Genomic DNA, 10,931 nt, shown 5'->3' on the forward strand with positions numbered 1-10,931 from the left:
GGGTCACTCCAGCGAGGCGGCGACGAGTTCGGCGACATCGAGCACGTCGGGCCGCGGGCCGACGACGCCTTCAAGCATCGCGGTGCAGTTCGGACAGCCGACCGCGACGACGTCCGCGCCCACCGCGCGCGCGTCGGCGATGCGGATGTCGGGAATCCGCTGCTTGCCCGGGATGTCGGTGAGCGGCGCGCCGCCGCCACCGCCGCAGCAGCGGCCGCGCATCCCATGGCGCTCCATCTCGACGACCTGGATGCCGATCGTCTTCAGCAGCGTGCGCGGCGCTTCCGTCTCGCCGTTGTAGCGGCCGAGATAGCACGGATCGTGATAGGCGATGCGCTTCTCGCGCAGCGCTTCGGCCGCCTGCGGCTTGATCTTCCCGGCCGCAACCAACTCGGCGACGAAAGTCGTGTGATGCTTGACCGTGTAGCGGCCGCCGAGCGCGCGGTACTCGTTGCGCAGGCTGTGCATCACGTGCGGATCGGCCGTCACGATCTGCTCGAACGACAGCGTGCCGAGCGTGCCGATCAGGCGTTTCGCCATCTGCTGGAACGTCGCTTCGTCGCCGAGCCGGCGCGCGATGTCGCCCGTGTCCGTTTCCGCGCGGCCGAGCACCGCGTAATCGACGCCCGCGTGATTCAGCACTTTCACGAGTGCGCGCAGCGTGCGCTGATAACGCATGTCGAACGCGCCTTCGCCGGCAACGATCAGGACATCGACACGACGCCCCGGCTGCGCGACGGGCGCGCTCAGGTCGACCGACCAGTCGTAGCGCGCGGCGGTGTCGTAGCCGCCCATCGTGCCTGTCTCGCGCAGATTCGCTAGCACGTCCGCGCCCTTGCCGGGCACCGCGCCGTGCACGAGCGTCTGGTTGCGTCGCATGTCGACGATCGCGTCGACGTGCTCGATCAGCATCGGGCACTCCTGCACGCAGGCGCGGCACGTCGTGCACGACCACAGCGTGTCGGCCTCGATCAGCGAAGACACGATCGGACGCTGCGGATCGCCGCCGTGCTGGCCGACCGGAATCCCGGGCGTCGGGCTGCCCGCGTACGCGGCGTCGGTGCCGCCCGCCATCCCGACGACGAGATCCTGGATCAGCTTCTTCGGATTGAGCGGCTGGCCCGACGCGAACGCGGGGCACGCGGCTTCGCACTTGCCGCACTGCACGCACGCATCGAAGCTCAGCAGCTGATTCCAGCGGAATTCGGCCGGCTTCGCGACGCCGTACTCGTCATGCTCGACGTCGGACGGCTTCAGCGCGGTCGGCGGCGTCGCGGCGCCGTGGTCGGCGTACGACTCGCGCGTCGCCGCGAAGCGCTCCTGACGCGGATGGAACGCGAGATGCAGCAGACCCGCGATCGCATGCTTCATCGGCCCGCCCTTCGCCGCGCCGACCGTCATCGCAAACGCACCGACGCCGATCAGCACCGCGCACAACACCGCGAACGCGCCCGACATCGCGGCCGTCGGCACGAGCATGAACAGCACGAGACCGAGCGCGAACGCGCCGAGCAGCCAGGGCAGCGTATTCCACGGGCCGCGCGACAGACGCGCGGGCACGTTCTTCGCGCGACGGCGGCGCCACACGAACACCGCGCCGACGAGCATCGCGAGCGCCGCGAGAAAGATCAGCTTGTCGAGCCACGGCGAATAGATCGCGAGCCCGTAGTTGACGAACACGAGCGCGAGTGCGGCGATCGCGCCGCCCGCCGTCGCGACGTGCGTCTTCGCGATATACGGATCGCGTGCGACGACGTGGTGCAGATCGACGAAATAACGCTTCGGAATCGCAAACAGATTCGCGAGCCCAAACGCGCCGGGTGCGGTCGCGCGGCCCAGCCGCCAGTACGACGAACGCTTCGCGACCGCGAACGCGAGGCCCGCGACCGACAGCCACAGCAACGCGGTAATCAGAAAGGCCGGATTCATCGTCAGAAATCCTTCACGAGGCGCAGCGCGTCGTAGATCGCGCCATGGATGTTGTGCATCGAGATGCAGTCGCCGACGCGGAACAGCAGGAAGCGGCCGTTGCCGAGCGCCTCGGACAGGCACGGCTGCGGCTCGGCGGCAAACAGCTTGTGCACGTCGATCTGGCCGCGATTGACCGATTCCGGCTTCAGCTTCCAGTACAGCGCGTCGTTCGGCGTGACGCCGTTCTCGATCACGACCTGATCGACCGCGCGCTCCTCCTGCTCCTCTGTGTATTCGTTGCGCAGCACCGCGATCTTCTTGCCGTCCTCTTCATAGACGCGATCGAGCCAGTAGTTCGGCGTGTGGATCACGCCCTGCGCATAGAGACGCCGGTAGAAGATCGGGAACGTCGTGCCGCCGCAGTCGTCGGCGACCTTCACGTCCGGCGTGACGATCTCGACCTTCGAGCCGCGGCTCGAGATGAAATCGGCCACGCCCGCGCCGGCGTGCGTGCTGACGCCGTCATAGACGAGCACGTTGCGCTTCGGCTCGACGCGGCCCGACAGGATGTCCCACGAACTGACCGCGAGCCCTTCGGCGACGCCCCAGGCGGGCACCTGCTGCGTGAAGCTCGAACCGCCCGTCGCGAGCACGATGATGTCCGGCTTCTCGGCCATGATCATCTTCTCGTCCGCTTCGACGCCGAGACGCCGATCGACGCCGAGACGCTTCGTCTCCATGTCGAGCCAGCGCACGATGCCCGCCATCTGCTCGCGCTGCGGCGCCTTCGCGGCGAGCATGATCTGCCCGCCGACTTCGTGATGCTTCTCGAACAGCACGACGTCATGGCCGCGCGAACGCGCGACGCGGGCCGCTTCGAGTCCGGCCGGCCCCGCGCCGACCACGACGACCTTGCGCTTCGGCCCTCGCGACTTCTCGATCACGTGCGGCATCGTCGCCTCGCGCGACGTCGCCGCGTTCTGCACGCACAGCACGTCGAGGCCGTTGTACTGGCGGTCGATGCAATAGTTCGCGCCGACGCACTGCTTGATCTCGTCCTCGCGGCCGTCGCGGATCTTGATGACCAAGTGCGGATCGGCGATCTGCGCGCGCGTCATGCCGACGAGATCGACCATCCCGTTCGCGAGCAGGCGCTCGGCCTGACCGGCATCGCGAATGCTCTGCGCGTGCATCACCGGGATCTTGACGACCGACTTGATGCCCGCCGCGAGATGCACGAACGGCTCGGGCGGCAGCGCCATCGGCGGCATGCAGTTCGCGAGCGTGTTGTGCGTGTCCGCGCCCGAGCCGATCACGCCGAGGTAATCGATCAAGCCCGTCTCGGACATCGCCTGCGCGATCTCTTTCAACTGCTCGTGATCGAGGCCGTCCTCGTGGAACTCGTCGCCGCACATCCGCAGACCGACGCAAAAATCGCGGCCGACCGCCTCGCGCACCGCCTTCAGCACTTCGACGCCGAAACGCAGCCGGTTCTCGAGGCTGCCGCCCCATTCGTCAGCACGGAAGTTCGTTCGCGGGCTCCAGAACTGGTCGATCAGATGCTGGTGCGCGGCCGAGATCTCGATGCCGTCCATCCCCGCATCCTTTACGCGCTTCGCGGCCGCGGCGAAATCGCCGATGATCCGGCGGATTTCCTCGACCTCGATGATCTTCGCGTTGCCGCGGTGCACCGGCTCGCGCACGCCCGACGGCGACATCAGGTGCGGCCAGTGCTCGCCGTGAAAGGCGGAGCGTCGGCCCATGTGCGTCGCCTGGATCATGATCTTCGCGCCGTGCCGATGCATCGCTTCGGCAAGCCGCGACAGCGGATCGACGATCCTGTCGGTCGACAGGTTCACTGATTTCCACCAGCCTTGCGGGCTGTCGATCGATACCGGGCTCGACCCGCCGCACACGGCGAGGCCGACCCCGCCCTTCGCCTTTTCCTCGTAGTAGCGGATGTAGCGATCGCCGGGCAGCCCGCCCGGTTCCGCGTATACCTCCGCGTGCGCGGTGCTGACGATCCGGTTGCGCAGCGTGAGCTGATTCAGCGTCAAGGGTTTGAACAGATGGGGATAGCGCATCGCGGGCGACCTCTGGCGTTCTCGTAAGCGTGACGTGGGCGTGGTGGATGTCGTGTCAGTGCGAAAGCGGCGACACTTCGAACACGCAATGGTCGTGGCCTTCGGCCGCGCATTGCGCTTCCTTCGATTGCGCGCGCGGCGCGCCCGAGCCTGCCGGCGCCGTGTCGTTGACCCAGTCCATCGCGCCCGCGAACCAGCCGGCGAACATGTAGCAGAGCTTGCCTTCCTTGCCCGGCTGCGCGAGCACGAACGACGAGTGGCGCAGTTCGATCTTCGCGCGCGCGTTCGCCGGATCGGCCTCGATGATCGAGAACAGCCCCCAGCCGCGCTGCGACAGGCGCTTCAGGTAATGCTCGAACACCGCCATGCCGGCGATCCCGTGCTGCTTCGCCTCCTTGTCGCACCAGTGGTACGCCGACTTGTAGCCGGCCTGGTAGAGAATGTCCGCGTAGACATCGCGGCCGAGCGCCGCTTCCACCGCCGTATGGTTGTTCGTGAAGAAATGGCGCGGCACGTACAGCATCGGCAGCGCATCGGTGGTCCAGACGCCGGTGTTCGGATCGACGTCGATCGGCAGTTGCGGTTGCATCGTGTGACTCCGTGGGGTAAAACGCGCGGCGTCTTCGCGCACGCGCGGCATCGTCCGCGCGCCGTCGCTCGTCGAGCGGGCGCGTCCTGAATCGAATCGGTTGAAAGCGAGGAAAGCGGACGTCTACGCGCCCCAGACCTCCTTGAACACGCGCACCCAGTTCTCGCCCATGATCTTGCGGATGCGCGACGCTTTCCAGCCGGCGCGCTCCATCGCGGCCGTCAGGTTCGGGAATTCGCCGATCGTACGGATTCCTTCCGGGTTCACGACCTTGCCGAAATTCGTGAGCCGGCGGTAGCGGCCCTTGTCGTGCGTGAGCCAGTCGAAGAAGTCGACGCTGAAGCCTTGCGTGAAATCGGTGCCGATGCCGACCGCGTCCTCGCCGATCAGGTTCACGACGTAATCGATCGCTTCGATGTAGTCGTCGATCGTCGCGTCGATCCCGCGCTTCAGGAACGGCGCGAACATCGTCACGCCGACGAAGCCGCCTGCATCGGCGATCTCCTTCAGCTGCGCGTCGCTCTTGTTGCGCGGATGCTCTTTCAGGCCGGAGGGCAGGCAGTGCGAATAGCAGACGGGCTTCTTCGAGAACGCGATCGCCTCCGACGACGTGTTGCCGCCGACGTGCGACAGATCGACCATGATCCCGACACGGTTCATCTCGGTGATCACTTCGCGGCCGAAGTCCGACAATCCGCCGTCGCGCTCGTAGCAGCCGGTGCCGACGAGGTTCTGCGTGTTGTAGCAGAGCTGGACGACGCGCACGCCCATGTCGGCGAACGCCTCGACATAGCCGAGGTTGTCCTCGAACGCATGCGCGTTCTGGAAGCCGAGGATCACGCCCGTCCTGCCTTCCTGCTTCGCGCGGAAGATGTCGTCGGTCGTGCGCACGAGTGTCAGCAGTTCGCCGTTGTCGCGAATCTGCTTCTTCATCAGCGCGATGTTGTCGACCGTCTTCGTGAAGTTCTCCCACACGGACACCGTGCAGTTCGCGGCCGTCACGCCGCCTCGATGCATGTCTTCGAACACCGAACGTTCGAACTTCGAAATGTTCAGGCCATCGATGATGATGCTGTCCTGATGCAGCGTGCTCATGGATTCTCCAGTCTGGTCTGCGCGTTGGTCGGTCGTCGTGCTGATGCGCGGCGCTCAGTAAATCGGGAAGCGCTCGCAGAGCGCGAAGATCTCGCGGCGCACGCGCTGTTCGGTCGCGCGGCCGCCTTCCGGGTTCGCGCGCAGCGCGTCGAACACCTCGAGAATCAGCCGGCCGACCTTACGAAATTCCGCGACGCCGAAGCCGCGCGTCGTGCCGGCCGGCGTGCCGAGGCGGATGCCCGACGTGATCGTCGGCTTCTCGGTGTCGAACGGGATGCCGTTCTTGTTGCACGTGATGCCCGCCCGCTCGAGCGCCTGCTCGACCTGCGCGCCCTTCAGGCCCTTCGGACGCAGATCGACGAGCAGCAGATGGTTGTCGGTGCCGCCCGTCACGAGATCGACGCCGCCCGCCTTCAGCACTTCGCCGAGCGCCTGCGCGTTCGCGAGCACGTGGTCGATGTAGGTCTTGAAGTCGCCCGTCAGCACCTCGCCGAACGCGACCGCCTTGCCGGCGATCACGTGCATCAGCGGACCGCCCTGCAGGCCGGGGAACACCGCCGAGTTGATCTTCTTCGCGATGTCTTCGTCGTTCGTCAGCACGAAGCCGCCGCGCGGTCCGCGCAGGGTCTTGTGCGTCGTCGACGTGACGACGTGCGCGTGCTCGACCGGATTCGCGTGGCGGCCCGCGGCGATCACGCCGGCGATGTGCGCCATGTCGACCATCAGCTTCGCGCCGACCGAATCGGCGATCGCGCGAAAGCGGGCGAAGTCGAGCTTGCGCGGATACGCGGAGAAGCCCGCGATGATGAGGCTCGGCTTGTGCTGGTGCGCGAGTGCCTCGACCTGGTCGTAATCGATCAGCATCGTGTCGCGGTTCACGCCGTACTGAACCGCGTTGAACCACTTGCCTGACAGCGCCGGTTTCGCGCCGTGCGTCAGGTGCCCGCCCGCGTCGAGCGACATGCCGAGCACCGTATCGCCCGGCTTCGCGAGCGCGAGCATCACCGAGCCGTTCGCCTGCGCGCCGGAGTGCGGCTGCACGTTCGCATAGCCGGCGTCGAAGATCCGCTTCACGCGATCGATCGCGAGCGCCTCGACTTCGTCCGCGAATTCGCAGCCGCCGTAATAGCGCTTGCCCGGATAGCCTTCCGCATACTTGTTCGTCAGCACCGAGCCCTGCGCCTCGAGCACCGCGCGCGACACGATGTTCTCCGACGCGATCAGCTCGACTTGCGACTGCTGCCGTTCGAGTTCCTTGAGGATCGCGCCGCGCACGGACGCGTCACGCTCGGCGAGCGATTGCGAGAAGAAAGGATTGGCGTTCGACATAGAGCGTCTCGTCACTGGATTTTGAGGGGCGCCGGGGCGGGCTCGAAGGCCCGTCGCACGGCGTTTTGGCGTCCCGCCGCAGCGGCTGCCGACGGCTCTATTCTTGTCGTTCGGATTTTTCGCCGATTGATGAATTCAGACGCTTTCTTTCCCTTTTCCGACATGTTCGTCACTTTTGAACAAGTGACCGATCGTGCGTTTTTTGCGCCGGCGATCCCGGGCGCCCGCACGCCGTCCGGCACTGGCGAGGTGCCGCCGCTGCACTTGCGCTGCGCAGCCGCTCCCGGTTGCGGTGCGGTGCAGCGAAACGCGGCCGGCACGCAATCGCGCCGATCAGGGTTTAGCCGTATGGCACGCTTGTTGCGCTCGATTTCACAATACGCAAGCCGAGCGCCCCGGCTGCATCAAGACCAGATTCAAGGAACGCCTCCCCATGTCGCCCGACCGCACCGCGTCGCTGTCTCATTTCGCGTTCATGCCGCTGCCCAATTTCACGATGATCGCGTTCACGAACGCGATCGAAGTGCTCAGGATGGCAAACTACCTGAGTGGGCAGCCGCTGTACCGCTGGTCGATCATCAGCCCGGAGGGCGGCTCGGTGAGCGCGAGCAACGGGCTTTCGGTCGACACCGGCCCGGCCGACTGCGCCGGGCGGCCGGACATCGTGTTCGTCTGCGGAGGCGTCGACGTGCAGCACGCAACGCGCCCCGAGCATCTCGCGGCGCTGCGCCGCTTCGCGCGCGCGGGCCTCGCGCTCGGCAGCCTGTGCACCGGTACCTACGCGCTCGCGAAGGCGGGCCTCCTCGCCGGCTATGCGTGCGCGATCCATTGGGAAAATCTTTCGGCGCTGAAGGAAGAATTTCCGGACACCCGCTTCCTGAAAGAACTGTTCGTGATCGACCGCGACCGCGTGACGTGCACGGGCGGCGTCGCGCCGCTCGACATGATGCTGAACCTGATCGCCGCACGGATCGGCACCGCGCGCGTCACGCAGATCGCCGAGCAGTTCATCGTCGAGCACGTGCGCGACACGAGCGCGCAGCAACGGATGCCGCTCGTCGCGCGGCTCGGCTCCGCGAACAAGTCGCTGTTCGAAGTGATTTCGCTGATGGAGAACAACATCGAAGAGCCGCTGTCGCGCGAAGAGCTCGCGCGGCTCGCGAACATGTCGCAGCGGCAGTTGCAGCGCCTCTTCCGCGAGCATCTCGGGATGACGCCGACGCATTATTACCTGACGCTGCGCCTGCGCCGCGCGCGCGAACTGCTGTTGCAGACCGACATGTCGATCATGCACATCACGATGGCGTGCGGCTTCCAGTCCGCGTGCCACTTCAGCAAGAGCTATCGCGACGCGTTCGGCACCGCGCCGACGCGCGAGCGCCGCAAGCAGGTTGCGCCGCTGGCGCAACCTGCGATGGCGAGCGGCGCGCCCGTGCCATCGATGTTGCTGCACGCCTGAGCGCGCTGCGCGACCATTGCGGCACGCGTCCGCTTCGCACGCTTCGGAACCCGAAACGAACGGCCCGCCGGTTTTCCAGGCCAGCGGGCCGTGCTTGTTCTCCGGCGCGGCGCCGATCGCGCCGCGCCTGCGCGTGCATCAGGCGGCGTTCAGCATGCCGTGCGGATCGATGACGAATTTGCGCGGCGCGCCGCCGTCGAACTTCTTGTAGCCTTCCGGCGCCTGGTCGAGCGAGATCACCGACACGTTGACGATCTTCGCGATCGGCAGCCGGTCGAACAGGATCGCCTGCATCAGGTTGCGGTTGTACTTCAGCACCGGCGTCTGGCCCGTGAAGAACGTATGCGACTTCGCCCAGCCGAGGCCGAAGCGGATGCTCAGGCTGCCGTGCTGCGCGGCCTTGTCCTTCGCGCCCGGATCGTCCGTCACGTACAGGCCCGGAATGCCGATCGCGCCGGCGGGCCGCGTGATTTCCATCAGCGAGTTCAGCACCGTCGCGGGCGCTTCCTCCGCGTGGCCGGACGAGCCGTGACCGTGCGCCTCGAAGCCGACGCAGTCGACCGCGCAATCGATCTCCGGCTTGCCGAGGATCTGCTCGATCTGCTCGCCGAGCGTCGCGTCCTTCGACAGATCGACGACCTCGAAGCCCATCGCCTTCGCATGCGCGAGACGCTCGGCGTTCATGTCACCGACGATCGTGCAGGCGGCGCCGAGCAGGCGCGCCGACGCGGCGGCCGCCATCCCGACAGGGCCCGCGCCCGCGACGTAGACGGTCGAGCCGGGCTTCACGCCGGCCGACACGGCGCCGTGATAGCCCGTCGGCAGGATGTCGGACAGGCACGTGAGATCGCGGATCTTCGCCATCGCCTGATCGCGGTCGGGGAATTTCAGCAGGTTGAAGTCGGCGTACGGAACGAGCACGTATTCGGCCTGGCCGCCGATCCAGCCGCCCATGTCGACATAGCCGTACGCACCGCCCGCGCGCGACGGATTCACGTTCAGGCACACGCCCGTGTGCTGCTCCTTGCACATCGCGCAGCGGCCGCACGCGACGTTGAACGGCACCGACACGAGATCGCCGATCTTCAGCGTCTCGACGTCGCGGCCGACCTCGATCACCTCACCCGTGATCTCGTGACCGAGCACGAGCCCGACGGGCGCCGTCGTGCGGCCGCGCACCATGTGCTGATCGGAGCCGCAGATATTCGTGCTGACCACCTTCAAGATCACGCCGTGGCCGATCGCGCGGCCGCTCGGATCGACCATCTTCGGATAGTCGATCTTTTGCACCTCGACCTTGCCCGGCCCCTGATACACGACACCTCGGTTGCTGCTCATCGCATTGTCTCCATGTCTCGTTGGCGGTGCGCCGCGCGTCGCCGGCCCGCGCGTTCGGGCGCATCGGACGGGCTTGCAGCGAGCTTTTCGAGGGTAGTCCGCGAGCCGGGGGGCCGAGCGTCCAAAAACCGACATCGGCTTGACTGCGGCCGACATCGGACGAAGCGGCGAGGGTGGAGAGAGTATCGACGGCGATCGGCGCAGTGTGGCGTGGCGCGCGCACGGCGTCGCGCAGCGCAGCGTGCAGCCACGCGTGGATGCGCCGCGCCTCGCCCCGTCCCGCGTCAGGCGCGCATCAACCGCGTACCGGCCCGTCCGTATCGCCCGGCTCGACGACGGGCGACGCAAGCCGATGCGCGACGTCGGCCGGATCCGCGATGACGCCGAGCATCAGCTCGGCGATCGCCCGGCCGCACGCGTGCCCGGTCGGCTGCAGCACCGCGGTCGCCCGGTGCGGAAACACGATGTCGCGTGGCTCACCGTCGTGCACGACAAGCCGAGCGCCTCCGACAGCGCTTTCAGATTCACTTTCACGATCTCCCCTCGGACAGTCTCCATCCGTTCCGGCGGCGACCGCGCTGGTCATCGTTTCTCAAAACCGATTTGAATATTCGGCACAGAGCAAGTTTCTCTCGCAAACCTGCCGATTCTCGATATCGACACGCATTCGCTCGCCGCGCTCGAGGAAAGCACCGAAGAAATCCTCCGTGAACAGTGGAAACTGCTGGAGATCGAATCTGCGAAGGACGCGCGCCTGCTTCGGCAGCAACTCGGCCGATACCGCGGCAATATCCTGCAAGGACTGGAGCTGGTTGCATTTCAACCTCAACGCACGCGCTCGATCGCACCGGACGCGCAACCGCCCGCGATGCGGAGATTGCGACGAAAAACGCGCGCCGCAGCTTGAGCCGACATTCACACTGCGTCACTGCGCCGCCCCAAAGCCGGCAACAAGGTACCCGCCAGCTGTCGTCTCGAAACTTGACGACGCGAGGTGAAGTGTCACGGCGCTGCGACCGACGCGCATCCTTCGCATGCCTGATCGATCGACTCCCGCAACGCCTGTTCACTTCCCCCCGTCATTCGCCCGAATCACCGCCTCGGCGGCCGCATCGGCATCGCCCGC

General features: G+C 66.6%; 8 protein-coding genes and 1 pseudogene. 1 reads left to right on the forward strand and 8 read right to left on the reverse strand.

Translation table 11 applies throughout. The features are described from left to right. Positions 1-3 precede the first annotated feature (3 nt). The 5 genes from WS62_RS04325 to WS62_RS04345 all read right to left on the reverse strand — a co-directional run bounded on the left by WS62_RS04325 (position 4) and on the right by WS62_RS04345 (position 7,008). The gene (locus WS62_RS04325; RefSeq protein WP_066568211.1) at positions 4-1,929 is read right to left on the reverse strand and encodes a (Fe-S)-binding protein; all 1,926 of its coding nucleotides are present in this window, start codon (positions 1,927-1,929) and stop codon (positions 4-6) included. A gap of 2 nt (positions 1,930-1,931) precedes the next feature. Further along, positions 1,932-3,995, reverse strand: coding sequence for an NADH:flavin oxidoreductase (locus WS62_RS04330; RefSeq protein ID WP_066568214.1), 2,064 nt, complete (start codon positions 3,993-3,995; stop codon positions 1,932-1,934). A 55-nt stretch (positions 3,996-4,050) separates the two neighbouring features. Next, positions 4,051-4,584 carry a DUF5943 domain-containing protein gene (locus WS62_RS04335; RefSeq protein ID WP_066568217.1) on the reverse strand — a complete coding sequence of 178 codons (534 nt, stop codon included), beginning with the start codon at positions 4,582-4,584 and terminating at the stop codon, positions 4,051-4,053. 123 nt (positions 4,585-4,707) lie between these two features. Next, the gene (locus WS62_RS04340) at positions 4,708-5,679 is read right to left on the reverse strand and encodes a dipeptidase (protein WP_066568221.1); all 972 of its coding nucleotides are present in this window, start codon (positions 5,677-5,679) and stop codon (positions 4,708-4,710) included. Between the two features lie 54 nt (positions 5,680-5,733). Beyond that, on the reverse strand, positions 5,734-7,008 hold the full coding sequence (locus WS62_RS04345) for a serine hydroxymethyltransferase (protein WP_066568224.1): 1,275 nt from the start codon (positions 7,006-7,008) through the stop codon (positions 5,734-5,736). A gap of 433 nt (positions 7,009-7,441) precedes the next feature. Between WS62_RS04345 and WS62_RS04350 the strand changes: the two genes are divergently transcribed. Continuing rightward, the gene (locus WS62_RS04350) at positions 7,442-8,467 is read left to right on the forward strand and encodes a GlxA family transcriptional regulator (RefSeq protein WP_066568227.1); all 1,026 of its coding nucleotides are present in this window, start codon (positions 7,442-7,444) and stop codon (positions 8,465-8,467) included. 138 nt (positions 8,468-8,605) lie between these two features. Here WS62_RS04350 and fdhA read toward each other — a convergent pair whose 3' ends face one another. From fdhA to WS62_RS04365, 3 genes and pseudogenes are all read right to left on the reverse strand, one after another. Further along, positions 8,606-9,805 carry a formaldehyde dehydrogenase, glutathione-independent gene (gene fdhA / locus WS62_RS04355; protein WP_066485243.1) on the reverse strand — a complete coding sequence of 400 codons (1,200 nt, stop codon included), beginning with the start codon at positions 9,803-9,805 and terminating at the stop codon, positions 8,606-8,608. Positions 9,806-10,100: 295 nt separating this feature from the next. Continuing rightward, positions 10,101-10,301, reverse strand: a pseudogene (locus tag WS62_RS37265) (LacI family transcriptional regulator); the annotation flags it as partial. A 96-nt stretch (positions 10,302-10,397) separates the two neighbouring features. Then, positions 10,398-10,604: a hypothetical protein gene (locus tag WS62_RS04365; protein WP_156440855.1), complete on the reverse strand. Its 207-nt coding sequence runs from the start codon at positions 10,602-10,604 to the stop codon at positions 10,398-10,400. Between the last annotated feature and the right edge of the window lie 327 nt (positions 10,605-10,931).

Source organism: Burkholderia sp. ABCPW 14 (assembly GCF_001523835.1).
In the GTDB taxonomy this organism is placed as follows: domain Bacteria; phylum Pseudomonadota; class Gammaproteobacteria; order Burkholderiales; family Burkholderiaceae; genus Burkholderia; species Burkholderia mayonis.

Coding starts and splice junctions, on each gene's coding strand:
- WS62_RS04325 (WP_066568211.1), bottom strand. CDS start 1,929: ATGAATCCGGCCTTTCTGATTACCGCGTTGCTGTGGCTGTCGGTCGCG.
- WS62_RS04330 (WP_066568214.1), bottom strand. CDS start 3,995: ATGCGCTATCCCCATCTGTTCAAACCCTTGACGCTGAATCAGCTCACG.
- WS62_RS04335 (WP_066568217.1), bottom strand. CDS start 4,584: ATGCAACCGCAACTGCCGATCGACGTCGATCCGAACACCGGCGTCTGG.
- WS62_RS04340 (WP_066568221.1), bottom strand. CDS start 5,679: ATGAGCACGCTGCATCAGGACAGCATCATCATCGATGGCCTGAACATT.
- WS62_RS04345 (WP_066568224.1), bottom strand. CDS start 7,008: ATGTCGAACGCCAATCCTTTCTTCTCGCAATCGCTCGCCGAGCGTGAC.
- WS62_RS04350 (WP_066568227.1), top strand. CDS start 7,442: ATGTCGCCCGACCGCACCGCGTCGCTGTCTCATTTCGCGTTCATGCCG.
- fdhA (WP_066485243.1), bottom strand. CDS start 9,805: ATGAGCAGCAACCGAGGTGTCGTGTATCAGGGGCCGGGCAAGGTCGAG.